General features: G+C 68.7%; 15 protein-coding genes. All 15 read right to left on the reverse strand.

Annotation, left to right across the window (positions count from 1 at the left end; translation table 11 throughout):
* Window positions 1-43: 43 nt before the first annotated feature.
* Complete coding sequence (locus tag RR42_RS05075) at window positions 44-1,057, reverse strand: amidohydrolase family protein (protein WP_043344626.1); 1,014 nt, start codon at window positions 1,055-1,057, stop codon at window positions 44-46.
* Complete coding sequence (locus RR42_RS05080) at window positions 1,054-1,614, reverse strand: 3-hydroxyanthranilate 3,4-dioxygenase (protein WP_043344627.1); 561 nt, start codon at window positions 1,612-1,614, stop codon at window positions 1,054-1,056. The genes RR42_RS05075 and RR42_RS05080 overlap by 4 nt, the downstream gene beginning before the upstream one ends.
* A gap of 57 nt (window positions 1,615-1,671) precedes the next feature.
* Window positions 1,672-2,094, reverse strand: coding sequence for a RidA family protein (locus RR42_RS05085; protein WP_043344628.1), 423 nt, complete (start codon window positions 2,092-2,094; stop codon window positions 1,672-1,674).
* 16 nt (window positions 2,095-2,110) lie between these two features.
* The gene (locus RR42_RS05090; protein ID WP_236701982.1) at window positions 2,111-2,818 is read right to left on the reverse strand and encodes a 2-keto-4-pentenoate hydratase; all 708 of its coding nucleotides are present in this window, start codon (window positions 2,816-2,818) and stop codon (window positions 2,111-2,113) included.
* Between the two features lie 54 nt (window positions 2,819-2,872).
* On the reverse strand, window positions 2,873-3,982 hold the full coding sequence (gene dmpG / locus RR42_RS05095) for a 4-hydroxy-2-oxovalerate aldolase (protein ID WP_052494458.1): 1,110 nt from the start codon (window positions 3,980-3,982) through the stop codon (window positions 2,873-2,875).
* Window positions 3,979-4,944: an acetaldehyde dehydrogenase (acetylating) gene (locus RR42_RS05100; RefSeq protein ID WP_043351412.1), complete on the reverse strand. Its 966-nt coding sequence runs from the start codon at window positions 4,942-4,944 to the stop codon at window positions 3,979-3,981. Before RR42_RS05100 ends, dmpG begins: the two co-directional genes overlap by 4 nt.
* 2 nt (window positions 4,945-4,946) lie before the next feature.
* Window positions 4,947-5,780 carry a 2-keto-4-pentenoate hydratase gene (locus RR42_RS05105; protein WP_052494459.1) on the reverse strand — a complete coding sequence of 278 codons (834 nt, stop codon included), beginning with the start codon at window positions 5,778-5,780 and terminating at the stop codon, window positions 4,947-4,949.
* A gap of 3 nt (window positions 5,781-5,783) precedes the next feature.
* On the reverse strand, window positions 5,784-7,253 hold the full coding sequence (locus tag RR42_RS05110; protein WP_043344629.1) for a 2-hydroxymuconic semialdehyde dehydrogenase: 1,470 nt from the start codon (window positions 7,251-7,253) through the stop codon (window positions 5,784-5,786).
* Between the two features lie 153 nt (window positions 7,254-7,406).
* On the reverse strand, window positions 7,407-8,375 hold the full coding sequence (locus tag RR42_RS05115; RefSeq protein WP_043344630.1) for a LysR substrate-binding domain-containing protein: 969 nt from the start codon (window positions 8,373-8,375) through the stop codon (window positions 7,407-7,409).
* Window positions 8,376-8,513: 138 nt separating this feature from the next.
* Entirely contained in the window at window positions 8,514-9,614 is a 1,101-nt protein-coding gene (locus RR42_RS05120) for a Bug family tripartite tricarboxylate transporter substrate binding protein (protein WP_236701983.1), read from the reverse strand.
* Between the two features lie 69 nt (window positions 9,615-9,683).
* A complete protein-coding gene (locus RR42_RS05125) occupies window positions 9,684-10,268 on the reverse strand; it encodes a malonic semialdehyde reductase (RefSeq protein ID WP_043344631.1) in 585 nt (194 codons plus the stop codon).
* A complete protein-coding gene (locus RR42_RS05130) occupies window positions 10,265-10,678 on the reverse strand; it encodes a RidA family protein (protein ID WP_043344632.1) in 414 nt (137 codons plus the stop codon). The genes RR42_RS05125 and RR42_RS05130 overlap by 4 nt, the downstream gene beginning before the upstream one ends.
* Window positions 10,675-11,589 (reverse strand): dihydrodipicolinate synthase family protein, encoded by a 915-nt coding sequence (locus tag RR42_RS05135; protein ID WP_043344633.1) that lies wholly within the window; start codon window positions 11,587-11,589, stop codon window positions 10,675-10,677. Before RR42_RS05135 ends, RR42_RS05130 begins: the two co-directional genes overlap by 4 nt.
* 46 nt (window positions 11,590-11,635) lie before the next feature.
* Entirely contained in the window at window positions 11,636-12,613 is a 978-nt protein-coding gene (locus tag RR42_RS05140) for an alpha/beta hydrolase (RefSeq protein WP_052494460.1), read from the reverse strand.
* Window positions 12,610-13,203 (reverse strand): VOC family protein, encoded by a 594-nt coding sequence (locus RR42_RS05145; protein ID WP_043344634.1) that lies wholly within the window; start codon window positions 13,201-13,203, stop codon window positions 12,610-12,612. Before RR42_RS05145 ends, RR42_RS05140 begins: the two co-directional genes overlap by 4 nt.
* Between the last annotated feature and the right edge of the window lie 75 nt (window positions 13,204-13,278).

Below are 13,278 nucleotides of genomic sequence, written 5' to 3' on the forward strand. Positions count from 1 at the left end.
CTGGTCGTTTGTTGCTTGTCGTTTGTTGATTGTTGCTTGTCGTTTATGACTTGTTATCCCCAAGCCCGAAGAATGCCGCTGCATTGGCGCCCAGCAGCTTGCGGCGCGCCGCGTCGGCAAGATCGGTTGCGCGGATCAGCGCGCCGACCTGTTGCTCGCCGAGGGGATAAGGGTAGTCCGAACCCAGCATCACGCGGTCCTCGCCCATTACGTCGACCAGCAGCTTGAGCGCGCGCGGGTCGAACACGGCGGAGTCCACGAAGAAGCGGTTGACATACGACGAGGGCGGGTGCGGGCAGTCCTCGCGCACGATGTCGCGATGGCGCCAGGCGTTGTCGATGCGGCCGAGCAGGAAGGCGAAGCTGCCGCCGCCATGCGCGAAGCACAGCTTGAGCGAGGCCGGGATGCGCTCGAACGCGCCGGACAGGATCAGCGACAGGATGCCGAGCTGCGTTTCCGCCGGCATGGAGACCAGCCACGGCAGCATCCACTTTTTCATGCGCGGGGCGCCCATCATGTCCCACGGGTGCACCAGTACGGCAATGCCTTCGTTGGCGCAGTGGATGAGGAAGGTGATCAGGCCTTCGTCGTCGAGGTCGCGCTCGCCGAGGTGGTTGCCGATCTGCACGCCGACATGGCCACCGGCCTTGGCGCGCGAGGCTTCGCGGCAGGCCGCGTCGATATCCTGCAGCGGCACCTGGGCCAGCGCCTTGAGGCGCGCGGGACGGTGCGCGCAGAGTTCCAGCGCGTAGTCGTTCATGCGCTGCGACCAGGGCACCGCGACGTGCGCAGGATAGCGGTAGCCGAACATCACGGGCGTGGCGCACATCAGCTGGATGTCGACGCCGCAGCGGTCCATTTCCTCGATGCGGCGCGCGGGGTCCCACAGCGCGGAGTAGACCGGGCGGAACGGCTGGTCGCCGGTCATGATCATGGCCGTGTCAGTGCCATTGGCCTGCAGCCAGGGCGCGGCGACGGGGTCAAGCGCCGCAGCCTCCCGGCGGCTGATGGGCGGGAAGAAGTGGCTGTGGATATCCACCACGCTGTTGGCGCTCATTCAGGGTCCTTGCTGGCCGGTGCCGGTGCCGGTGCCGAGGCCCGGCCCGGATGCACCGTGCCGCATTGCCCGCAGCGGCGCAGTGCTGCGTTGTCGTAAAAGCCGGCAAACAGCGGCGGCAGGTCGGTGACGATGCTCTTGAGCTGCACCTCCACGCGGTACACCAGCGCGCTGCACGCGGGGCAATACCACTCGAAGCCGTCCACCACGCCTTCGGGGCGCTGGCGCTCGATGACCAGGCAGCGGCTGTCAGCCTCGGGGCGTTGCGGGGAATGCCGCACGTGCGCGGGCAACAGGAAAATGTCGCCCTCCTTGAGGTCCACTCGCTCGCGCTTGCCACGGTCCATGATGTCCAGCCAGGCATTGCCCTTGAACTGGTAGAAGAACTCTTCGAGCGGATCGTCATGGAAATCCGTGCGCTGGTTGGGGCCGCCCACCACCGTGACGATGGTGTCGGCGTCCTGCCAGACCTGCTGGTTGCCTACAGGCGGCTTGAGCAGGTGCGCGTGCTCGTCCAGCCAGCGCGGGAAGTTCAGGGGCATGCCGTAGATGAACATGGCGCGAGTCTCTTGTGGGGGTGAGGTTGCGGTTGCGATGTCGGGCGTGTCGGCGCTTCAGCGCGGCAGCGGCTGGTAGGCCACGGCCTTGATCTCGATGAGCAGATGCGGGTGTGGCAACTGGTGCACGGCCACGGTGGTGCGGGTCGGGCCGTCGTAGTCGAAATACTCGCCGTAGACCTCGTTGTAGCCGCCGAAATCGTTCATGTTGACGAGAAAGGTGGTGATCTCCACCAGGTCGGACAGATCGCAGCCGACGCTTTGCAGGATCTCGCGGATATTGCCGATCACGGCGCGGGTCTGCTCGTGGATGTCGAGCGCGGTCACGCCCATGGCGTCGGCGCTGGCGCCGGCAAAGCTGTTGTCCGCACGGCGCGAGCTGGTGCCCGAGACGAACAGGAAGTCGCCGGCCCGCTTCACGTGCGGGAAGCGGCCGCGCGGGGTGGCTTTGCCGGTCAGGACTTTGGAAAGCGTAGTCATGCGTGGTCTCCGGTTGTCAGCGTATGCTCAGTTCGACTTGCCCCAGCCCGCTCACGCGGGTGCGCACGTGGCAGCCGGGACGCAGCGGCTCGGCCGCGGTGGCCGCGCCGGCCATGATCAGCGAGCCGGCCGGCAGCACCATGCCGGCCTGCGCCAGCAGTTGCGAGGCCTGCACCAGCGCGCGCAGCGGGTTGCCGAGGATGGCCGCGGTGGTGCCGAGTCGCGCCGCTCGGCCGTCGATCTCGAGTTGCACGCCGCGGTTGGCCAGCGCGCTGTCCGGGCGCGACCACGGCCCCACCACCAGCGCGGCGGACGAGCAGTTGTCGGCGACCACGTCGGCCAGCGAGAACTTGAAGTTGCGATAGCGCGAGTCGATGATCTCCATGGCCGGGGCCACCGCCTCGATGAAGCCGCCGGCATCGAGCAAGGTGAGCGGGCCAGCGATGTCGCGCGCTGTCAGGAAGCACACCTCGGGCTCGATGCGCGGATGGATAAAGGCATCGAGCGCGAGCGCGGCGCCTTCCTCGCACAGCATGGCATTGGTGAGCTGGCCCCAGATCAGGCTGTCCACGCCCATCTGGACCATCTTGGCGCGGCTGGTGAAGCCGAGCTTGATACCGATCGGTTGCTCGCCGCGCGCGTGGCGCAGCGCGATGGCGCCGGCCTGAATGGCGTAGGCGTCTTCGATGGGGCGTGGCGCCGCCCAGCGGGTCGATGGCTTCACGCTGGCGCGCGGCGTCGTCGAGGCGGGTGGCGTATTGGATAATCTGCTCGGCAATCATGCGGCACTCGCGATCGGGTTGTTGGTGGGCTTGCCGGTGGGATTGGTGGCCGGATTGGCGGTGGGATCGCGCTGGCGCAACAGGTCCAGCGCCACGTCCACGATCATGTCCTCCTGTCCGCCGACCATGCGGCGGCGTCCGAGCTCGACCAGGATGTCGACGGTGGCGATGCCGTAGCGCGCGCTGGCAGCCTCGGCGTGGCGCAGGAAGCTGGAGTACACACCGGCGTAGCCAAGCGCCAGCGTTTCGCGGTCGACGCGCACGGGGCGGTCCTGCAGCGGCCGAACCAGATCGTCGGCGGCGTCCATCAGCGCGTGGAGGTCGGTGCCGTGCGCAATGCCCGCGCGGTCGATCGCCGCGATAAAGACCTCCAGCGGCGCGTTGCCCGCGCCCGCGCCCATGCCGGCGAGCGAGGCATCCACGCGGTCGCAGCCGTGCTCCAGCGCCACCATGGAATTGGCCACGCCAAGCGACAGGTTGTGGTGGGCATGCATGCCGGTTTCGGTGGCAGGATCCAGCACTTGCTTGAACGCATCGAAGCGCTCGGCCACGTCGCGCATCGACAGCGCGCCGCCGGAGTCCACCACGTACACGCACTGCGCGCCGTAGGATTCCATCAGCCTGGCCTGCTGCGCCAGCGCCGCCGGCGTGGTCATGTGCGACATCATCAGGAAGCCCACGGTATCCATGCCGAGCTTGCGCGCGTACTCGATATGCTGGCGCGAGATGTCGGCTTCGGTGCAGTGGGTGGCGACGCGCACGGTGCGCGCGCCGGCGTCGTAGGCGGCGCGCAGGTCGTGGATGGTGCCGATGCCGGGCAGCAGCAGCGTGGCCACGCGTGCGTGCTTGAGCTGCGCTGCCACCGCGGCGATCCATTCGAGATCGGTGTGCGCGCCAAAGCCGTAGTTGAAGCTCGAGCCATTGAGGCCGTCGCCGTGGGCCACCTCGATGCTGTCCACGCGTGCCGCGTCCAGCGCCCGGGCGATGGCCACGGCTTGCGGCAGGCTGTATTGATGGCGAATGGCGTGCATGCCGTCGCGCAGCGTCACGTCCGACACATGGACTTTCTTCATGGTCTTGCCTGCGGGATGTTGTGCTGCCGTCATTGCGTTGCTCCTTGCGCACGCGCCAGCTTGTGCCTGGCCACGCGCTCGGCGGCGGCCAGCGCGGCGGACGTCATGATGTCGAGATTGCCGGCGTAGGCTGGCAGGTAGTGCGCGGCGCCTTCCACCTCCAGGAACACCGAGACCTTGAGGCCGGCAAGGCGGCCGATGCCCGGCAGTGTGAGCGGGCACGCCGGGTCGATGCGCTCGAACTGGACGTGCTGCTTGAGCCGGTAGCCGGGCACATAGGCGGCAACCTGCGCCACCATGCGCTCGACCGAGGCGCGGATGGCGTCCTGGCCGGCATCGGCCGCGGTCAGGCAGAACACCGTGTCGCGCATCAGCAGCGGCGGCTCCGCCGGGTTCAGCACGATGATGGCCTTGCCGTGCGCGGCGCCGCCCACTTGCACGATTGCGTTGGAGGTGGTCTCGGTGAACTCGTCGATATTGGCGCGCGTGCCCGGGCCGGCCGAGCGGCTGGCGATGGACGCGACGATTTCGGCGTAGCTCACCGGCGCGACTTGCGACACGGCACGCACGATGGGAATCGTCGCTTGTCCGCCGCAGGTGACCATATTGAGGTTGGGCGCATCGAGGTGGGCGTCCAGGTTGACCACCGGCACCACATAGGGGCCGATCGCCGCCGGGGTGAGGTCGATCACCTGGATGCCGTGCTTTTGCAGCACCGCGTTGTGATGCATGTGGGCGCCGGCCGAGGTGGCATCGAAGGCCACGCGGATGTCCGCGAAGCCGGGCATGCCAAGCAGCCCCTCGATGCCTTCATGCGTGGTGGGCACGCCGAGGCGCTGCGCGCGGGCGAGGCCGTCGGAGGCGGCGTCGATGCCGACCATGGCACCAACTTCCAGGTGCTGGCCGTGGCGCAGGATCTTGATCATCAGGTCGGTGCCGATATTGCCGGAGCCGATGATGGCCGCGCGCAGGCGCGTCCGGGATGGCTTGCTCATGCTCATGCGGATGGCTCCTTGTTGGCCGGGGCGAAGCGCGTCGACAGGCGTCCCAGTCCTTCGATCTCCAGGTCGAAGACGTCGCCGGCGGCAACCGGCACCATCGGGCCCAGCGCGCCGGTCATGACGATGTCGCCGGCTTGCAGCGGACGGCCCACGCGCACCATGGTGTCGGCCAGCCACAATGCGGCGTGCAACGGATTGCCCAGGCAGGCGGCGCCGGCGCCGAGCGAGACCTGTTCGCCGCGGCGCTCCATCGCCATGCCGCAGCCGATGAGGTCCAGGTCCGCCAGCTTGACGGGGCGCGAGCCGAGCGCGAACAGGCCGCTGGATGCGTTGTCGGCAATCGTGTCGTTCAGGCGGATATCCCAGTTGGCCACGCGGCTGCCGACGATCTCCGCGGCGGGCAAGGCGTAGGCGGTGGCGCGGATCAGGTCGGCGATGGTGTGACGCTCGTGCGCAAGCGGATGCGCCAGCACCAGCGCGATCTCGGCTTCGATCCTGGGCTGCAGCACGCGGCGCAGGTCGATCTCCTCGCCCTCGGCCACGGCCATGTCGGCGAACAGCATGCCGAAATCCGGCTCTCCCACGCCCAGCTGCTGTTGCACGGCGCGCGAGGTCAGGCCGATTTTGCGGCCCACCAGGCGGCGGCCTGCGGCGAGCCAGCGCTGCGTGTTGATCTCCTGCACCTGATAAGCGGCCCGGGGATCGGTTTCGCCGATCAGTGTGCGCACCGGCAGGCACGGCGCATGCCCGGCATGCGCCTGCCACAGCAGGTCGGCGGCGGCGCGGATGGCGGCGTCGGCGTTGGATGGTTGTTGGATCTCGTTCGTCATGGCTCAGAGCTTGATGCAGATGTTCGCCACTTCCGAGTAGAAGTCGAGCGAGTGGCGGCCGCCTTCGCGGCCCAGGCCCGAGAGGCCGACGCCGCCGAAGGGCGTGCGCAGGTCGCGCAGGTACCAGGTGTTGACCCACGTGAGGCCCACGCGGACCTGGCGCGCCACGCGGTGGGCGCGTGTCAGGTTGGTGGTCCACAGCGCGCAGGCCAGGCCGTAGGCGCTGTCGTTGACGCGGGCGATGACTTCCTCTTCGCTGTCGAACGGCGCGATATGGCAGACCGGGCCGAAGATTTCCTCGGTGACGCAGCGCGCGCTGTCCGGCAGGCCGGTCCAGATGGTGGGCATCACGTACGCGCCGTCGTCGCGCGCATCGCCGAACACCGGCACCTTGCCGCCGCAGACCACGGTGGCGCCTTCTTCCACAGCGAGGCGGAAATACGACTCCACCTTGTCGCGGTGGCCGCGCGAGATCAACGGGCCCATATCCACGCCATCGTCGCCGGGGTGGCCGAGCTTGAGCGCCTGTGTGCGCGCCTTGAGCGCCGCCACAAAGGCATCGAAGATCGGCCGCGCGACAAACACGCGCTCGGAGCACAGGCAAACCTGACCGGCGTTGGTAAAGGACGAGCGCAGCACGCCCGCCACCGCGGCGTCGAAATCGGCGTCGGCGAACACAACCGCGGCGTTCTTGCCGCCGAGCTCGAAGGAGATTTCCTTCACGCCGTCGGCCACCGCACGCATGATGGTGCTGCCGGTCCTGGACTCGCCCGTGAACGTGATGGCGTCGATGCCGTCGTGGCGGGTGAGGAACTCGCCGGTGGAGCCGCCGCCGAAGCCGTGCAGCAGGTTGAACACGCCGTGCGGCACGCCGGCCTGGTGGATAACCTCGGCCAGCAGCGCGGCGGAGGCCGGGGTCTCTTCCGATGGCTTGGCCACCACGGTGTTGCCGCACGCGAGCGCGGGCGCCACCTTCCAGGTCAGCAGCAGCAGCGGCAGGTTCCACGGCGAGATGATGCCGACCACGCCCACGGGCTTGCGCACCGTGTAGTTGAGTGCGCCCGCGCCATCCGCCGTGGGCGTCTCGTATAGTTCGTTGCCGGCGGTCTTGGCGAGGTCGGCGAAGGTGCGCAAGTTGGTGACGGCGCGCGCCACGTCCAGCGTGCGGGCCTGGTGCTCGGGGCGGCCGGTGTCTTCCACCTCGGCGGCCACGAACGCGTCGAAGCGGGCTTCGATGCCGTCGGCGATGCGGTGCAGCAGCGCCGCGCGCTGTTGTACGTCGAGTTGTCCCCAGGGGCCTTGCAGCGCGCGCCGCGCGGCTTGCACCGCGCGGTCCACGAGCGCCGCATCGGCTTCGCACACGTTGGCGACAAGGTGGCCGTCGACCGGGCAGGTGTCGGGAAAAGTGCCGGCGCTGGCGACGAACTCGCCGTCGATGTAGTGCCGGATGAGTGGAATGTTCTGCTTGGGCACGGGTTGGTCTCCGTGCTGCGCGGGTTGGGGGAGGGGTGCGCAGCGAGGACCAGTATATGGAGCGCCCCCCGGCCTTGCATAATGAAGAAGAAGGCCCCCGGTATTCCAAAATGGCATGTCTGGACGGGGCCAGGGTGGCCTGTTTCGCGGCGCTCAGCGCGCTTGCGACAGTGCGGCGGCTTCGCGCAGGCAGGCGATGAAATGCGCGGCGGCGGGAGCCGGCGCGCGGTCCGTGCGCACCGAATAGCCGATGGTGCCAAAGCGCCCGATATCGCCCAGGTCGAGGATGGCCAGCAGCCCGAGGCGCGCAAAATGATCGGCCACGTCGCGCGCCATCAGGCCGATGGCGCCGAGATCCTGCATCAGGCCGATATTGGTCAGCAGCGAGAGCGACTCCACCAGGTTGGCGGGCACCTGCAGGCCGGCATCGAGGAACATGCGCTCGGCGGCCAGGCGCGCGGGAGATTCGTTCAGCGGGAGGATCCACGGATGCGCGGCCAGTTCAGCCAGGCGCAGGCCGGCGCTGATCGCCAGCGGGTTGTCGCGTGCCACCACCACGCACATCGCGGTGTCGTACAACGCGGTATGCGTGAGTGCGAACATGCGGGCAAGCGGCAGATCGCTCTCCGGCAGGCGGCCGATGACCAGATCGAGCTCGCCAGTGGCGAGGGCGGGGAAGAGGCGGTCGGTGGGGGCTTCGCGCACCGTCACCAGGATGCCGGGGCGGCGGGTCTTCATCAGCGCGATGGTGCGCGGCAGCAGCCGGGCCGAGGCGGAGATCAGCGTGCCGACGATGACGTTGCCGGTGTCGCCCGAGCGGAAGCTGTTGAGCTCGTCGGTGAGGTAGCGCAGCTCGGCGATGACCGACTTCACGCGCTCGCCCAGCAGCAGGCCGTAGCTGGTGGGCACCACGCCGCGGTTGGTGCGCTCGAACAAGGGGACTTCGAGGTCTTCTTCCAGTTCCTGGATCGCCTTGGTGACGGCGGGCTGGGTCAGGCTCAGCTCACGCGCTGCCCGCACGATGGAGCCGGACTGCAGCACGCGATCGAAGATCAGCAGGGGCTTGAGCTTGAGGCGGCGCAGCATCACGTCGCTCAAGGTAACGGTGGGACGGCTGGACATGAGGCACATTGCATTGACACGCCTGGTGGGGCGCAAGACCATGCGCCGATGAAAGGGTGGGCACCGGTGCCGCCATATTGAGGTTTACCGCCGGCGTGGCGCGCGGGCCGCGCCGGTGTGCCTGTCGCCGCTGGTCGCCTACTCCGGCTGGATGCCGGCCGCTTCGATCACCGGCTTCCACTTCTTCTGGTCCTGCTTGATGCGCTGCGCGAATGCCTCGCGCGTCTCACCCAGCGGGATAATGCCGGCACTCTCCAGGTGCGCGCGGAACTCCGGCTCGGCGATGATCTTCTTCGCCTCGGCGCCGATCTTGTCCACGATCTCGGGCGGCATCTTCGACGGGCCGACCAGGCCGTTCCACGTATCCACCTGATGGCCGGGATAGCTCTCGGCGATGGTGGGCAGCGACGGCAGCTGCGCCAGGCGCTTGTCGCTGGATACGGCGAGCAGGCTGAGCTTGCCGGTGCCCGCGTACGGCATCACCTCGGACACGCTGGCGCTGTACAGGTCGATCTGGCCAGCCAGCACGTCGGCCAGCGCCGGCGCGCCACCGCGGTACGGCACCATGGTGGCTTGCACGCCGGCGCGGCTCAGGAACAGCAGCGCGGAGAGCTGGGTCAGGCCGCCGTTGCCGGCGTGGCCTACGTTGAGCTTGCCGGGGTTCTCCTTGCCATAGCGCACCAGGTCCGCCACGGTCTTGAAGTTGTGCCGGGTGCTGGCGGCGAGAATGAAGGGGTTGCCCCCGACGTTGACGATCGGCACGAAGTCTCGCACCGGGTCGTAGCGGATCTTGTTGGTCATCGGGGCGGTGACGATCTGCGTCATCGTCGACATGAACAGCACATAGCCGTCGGCCGGTGCGCGCGCGACATACTCCGCTGCGATCAGGCCGCCCGCGCCACCGCGGTTGTCCACCACGAAGGGCTTGCCAAAGGTCCTGCCCAGGCGCTCCGCCAGCAAGCGCGCGATCATGTCAGTATTGCCACCGGGGGCGAACGGCACCACGATGGTGACCGCACGGGCGGGCCAGGGCTCCTGCGCGTGGACGGCCGCGGGCAGGGCAGCCGCGAAGGCCAGCGCCAGGCCTGCGGCGAGGCGGCCGCCGAGTTTGCCTGCAATGCGCTTGCATGTTTTCGCCGTGCTGGCGGTTTGTGTCGGCAGCGCAATTGGCAGCGCGAATGGCATCGCGCCTGCTGCCTTTTGCGTCCATGTGCAGCGGACGCTGTGTGTCTTCATCATGTGTCTGCTCCGTGGTGATTGCCGGCGTTCTTCGCTGGGGGAAGCGCCGCGCGCATTGTTTTCGGAAATCTACTCGATGCGACAGGCCTGTCCAAACGCGAGCCGGGGCAGCCGCGGGAACAGGCGCGCAGGGTCGCCGCGGCCGAGGTTGCACAGAAAGTTGACGCGCCAGCGGCCATCGGGGAAGAAGGCCTGGTTGACGGCCCCGGCGTCGAAGCCCGAGAGCGGCCCGCAGTCCAGCCCCAGCGCGCGGGCGGCCAGGATCAGGTAGCCGCCCTGCATGGAGCCGTTGCGCATCGCTGTTTCCTGCGACAACGATGCGTTGGCGGCGAACATCTCGTACATCGCCGGGCGATGCGGGAACAGGGCCTCGGCCAGCGCGTGGAACTGCGTGTCGTAAGCGACGATAGCGGTGACCGGCGCCTGCATGACCTTGTCCACATTGGCGGGCGCGAGCGCCGGCAAGAGCTTGGCCTTGGCCTCGGGCGAGCGCGCGAACACCAGCCGCATCGGGCAGCAGTTGGCGCTGGTCGGGCCTTGCCGCACGAGTTCGTACAGGCGCTCCAGCGTAGCGTCGTCAAGGTCGCCGTCCAGCCAGCCGTTGTGGCTGCGGGCCGCCATGAACAGCGTATCGAGCGTGGCGGTGTCGATCATGCGGCCTCCTCGTCGCGCCATGCGGTGGCGGTGATCTCCACGCGCATGTCCGGATGGGGCAGCGCGGCTACTGCCAGGCACGTGCGCGTGGGCACGGCGGCGGGGAAGTGGCGCGCGTAGGCGGCGTTGAAGGTGTCGTAGTCGGCCATGTCGATGAGGTAGCAGGTCATGGCCACGCAATCGGCCAGGCCCATGCCTTCGCTGGCGAGCGCGCGCTCGATCTTGCCCAGCACGCAATCGGTCTGCGCGGCAATGTCGTACACGCGCGTGCCGCCGGCGGCCACGCTGACGCCGGCGCAGCCATCGGCCGTGCGTGCGCTCATGCCGCTGACGTGCACATGCCGCCCGGCGCGTCGGCTGGCCGTGTAGCGCGCCAGCGGTGGCGGGTCCTGCCGCACCGGCGCGTTCATGCTGGCAGCGCCACGCCGCGCAGTGCCGGCATGGCGGTGGCCATGGCTTGCGAGAGCTGCAGGGCGGCATCGGCCGCGAGCGGCACCAGCGGCGGGCGCACGTGACGCCAGCCCGCGTCGCCCGCTAGCAGCGACAAGGTGTGCTTGACGGCAGCCACCATCGGGAAGCGCTCCGCGGCCTTGCGCACCGAGGTGATGCTGTCGTTCAGGCGCGCGGCCTCGGTCACCGAGCCATAGGCCAGCGCGATATCGCGCGCGTTGATGTTGTTGGTGGCGGAGATGCAGCCGGCGGCGCCCAGCGCCAGGCTGCGCAGCATCAGGATTTCCGAGGCGGGGAAGATCGACAGCGCGGGGAAGCGCTCCAGCATCGCCATCACGTTGTCCCAGTCGCCGCTGCTGTCCTTCACGCCGGCGATCTGCGTGGGAAAGGCCGCCACCAGCCGCTCGATCAACGACAAGGTGATGGGCACGCCCGACATGGCGGGAATGTGATACAGCACGACGCGCAGCGCGGGATCGTCCACGCGCTGGATCAGTTCGCGGTAGTAGGCGAACACGCCGTCCTCCTGCACGTTCTTGAAGAAGAACGGCGGCAGCACCAGCACGCCCGCGCAGCCTCGGTCGATGGCATGGCGGGTCAACGCCACGGCGTCGCCAATGGCGCAGCAGCCGGTGCCGACCAGCACGCGCTCACCCGGGATGCCGGCGTCGATCACGGCGTCGACCAGCGCCATGCGCTCCTCGAAGGTCTCCGAGCAGGCTTCGCTATTGGTGCCGGAAATCGCCACGCCGGCGCCGTCGGCCACCAGGCGCTGGCAGTGCGCAACGAAGGCCGGCAGGTTGATCGAGAGATCGTTGTTGAAGGGCGTGACCACGGGCGCGAACACGCCGCGCAGTTTGTCTGCTGCCATGGGAAAGTCTCCTGTCTTGTTGTTTGTTGTTCGCTGTTTCTGCTTGTTATTTCGAGGCGGGGCGTTGCGTGACCACGGATTCGATGAAGTCGCTCAGCGCATCGGCCAGCGCGGCGTCCGCGCTGCCCAGATGCGCCACCACGGAGGTATGGTTGTGGTGCGGCACCTGGATCACGCGCGGCGCGCGCCGCTGCGCCTCGGCGACGCGCGCGGCGTACTGCAGGGCGTAGAGGTCGAGGTAGGGATTCTCATGCTCGGCGAACACCACCATCAGCGGCGCCGTCAGCCGCTGCGCAAACGCCATCGGCGCGCGTTGCTGCTGCTGCGCGCTGTGCGCGCCGTAGTAGGCGATGACGCCGCCAGCGTTGGGGTTGTCCGGCAACGTGTCGGCTTGCAGGCGCGCGCTGACCAGCACCGCGCCAGCCACGCCCGCGGCCTCGCCGTCGAACAGCGGATCGCTCAATGCGCTGGCCACGTGGCTGCCGCCGGCCGAATGGCCGATGAGCACGATGCGCCGGGCGTCACCGCCGTAGGCGCCCACCGATGCGCGCAGCCATGCCACTGCCGCCACCACATCTTGCGCGCCGGCGGGATAGGGCGCCTGCGGTGCAAGCCGGTATTCCAGGTTCACGCCAACATAGCCCAACCGTGCGAACAGGCGCGGCACGTTGGCGTAGATGTAGGGGCTGGCGTCCTTGTTGCCGCGCAGGAAGGCGCCGCCGTGCACGAACACCACCACGGGCAGCGCGCTGGCCGGCGTGACATCGGGCGGCAGGTAGAGATCGAGCTGCTGGCGCGGATCCCCGCCGTAGGCCAGGCCCGCCACGCGCCGCACGCCGTCGGCGGGCAGTGCCGCGTGGACGGCGTCATAGATCTCGCAGACCTGCTTGCGGTTGCCCTGGATATCGCGCGCCCAGTCACGCCCCAGCGCGCGCATGGCATCGCGCTGCGCGGGCGAGAGGCCTGGCAGGGCCGGGTCACTCAGCCGGCTCTGCGGACCCGGCGGGCTGGCACCCTGGCTCATGCCGCGTCTCCGGCTTGCGAGTCCGCGGGCCAGTCTTCGTCCTTGGCCGGTTGCTTGCCATGCTTGGCGGCGAGCATGGCGGCGGGCGGGGTCACCACGAAGTGCGCCAGGCGATGGCGGTCGAAGGATTCGAGGTTGCGCTCCCAGGTTTGCGGCTCGTGCTCGGTATCGGTGGCGATGCGCTCCATCTCGGTGTAGATCTCGACGTTGTTGCCGTCCGGGTCCTTGAACACCAGGAACCAGTTGCCGCCCGGCCCATGCTGGCCGATGCCGCGCTCGATCACCACGCCGTGGCTGCGCGCTACGTCCACCGCGCGCTTCATCTCGTCCAGAGACTCCACGTAGTAGGAGAAATGCTCCAGGCCGGGGCGCGTGTAGCGCGGCAGGTCGTCGCGCTCGGCGCTGTCCTCGGGCAGGCGCGAGAGCGCCAGGTCGTGGTGGTCCTCGCCGGCGCGCAGGAAGACCATCTGGTCGGCGATGCGGTCCGAGACCTTGAGGCCCATCACTTCCGTATAGAAGCGGGTGGATTGTTCCAGGTCGCGCACCATCAGCACCAGGTGGCCCAGCTTGCGGGTACGTATCGGGTTCATGCCAGTCTCCTCCAGGTCGCCATGGCGATGCGTGTGGGCGCAGTGTGCCTGCGCCGCGTGCGCATTGCCACGGCG

Origin of the sequence: Cupriavidus basilensis, from assembly GCF_000832305.1 — a bacterium.
GTDB classification, from domain to species: domain Bacteria; phylum Pseudomonadota; class Gammaproteobacteria; order Burkholderiales; family Burkholderiaceae; genus Cupriavidus; species Cupriavidus basilensis_F.

Coding starts and splice junctions, on each gene's coding strand:
- RR42_RS05075 (WP_043344626.1), bottom strand. CDS start 1,057: ATGAGCGCCAACAGCGTGGTGGATATCCACAGCCACTTCTTCCCGCCC.
- RR42_RS05080 (WP_043344627.1), bottom strand. CDS start 1,614: ATGTTCATCTACGGCATGCCCCTGAACTTCCCGCGCTGGCTGGACGAG.
- RR42_RS05085 (WP_043344628.1), bottom strand. CDS start 2,094: ATGACTACGCTTTCCAAAGTCCTGACCGGCAAAGCCACCCCGCGCGGC.
- dmpG (WP_052494458.1), bottom strand. CDS start 3,982: ATGACGGCAGCACAACATCCCGCAGGCAAGACCATGAAGAAAGTCCAT.
- RR42_RS05100 (WP_043351412.1), bottom strand. CDS start 4,944: ATGAGCAAGCCATCCCGGACGCGCCTGCGCGCGGCCATCATCGGCTCC.
- RR42_RS05105 (WP_052494459.1), bottom strand. CDS start 5,780: ATGACGAACGAGATCCAACAACCATCCAACGCCGACGCCGCCATCCGC.
- RR42_RS05115 (WP_043344630.1), bottom strand. CDS start 8,375: ATGTCCAGCCGTCCCACCGTTACCTTGAGCGACGTGATGCTGCGCCGC.
- RR42_RS05120 (WP_236701983.1), bottom strand. CDS start 9,614: ATGATGAAGACACACAGCGTCCGCTGCACATGGACGCAAAAGGCAGCA.
- RR42_RS05125 (WP_043344631.1), bottom strand. CDS start 10,268: ATGATCGACACCGCCACGCTCGATACGCTGTTCATGGCGGCCCGCAGC.
- RR42_RS05130 (WP_043344632.1), bottom strand. CDS start 10,678: ATGAACGCGCCGGTGCGGCAGGACCCGCCACCGCTGGCGCGCTACACG.
- RR42_RS05135 (WP_043344633.1), bottom strand. CDS start 11,589: ATGGCAGCAGACAAACTGCGCGGCGTGTTCGCGCCCGTGGTCACGCCC.
- RR42_RS05140 (WP_052494460.1), bottom strand. CDS start 12,613: ATGAGCCAGGGTGCCAGCCCGCCGGGTCCGCAGAGCCGGCTGAGTGAC.
- RR42_RS05145 (WP_043344634.1), bottom strand. CDS start 13,203: ATGAACCCGATACGTACCCGCAAGCTGGGCCACCTGGTGCTGATGGTG.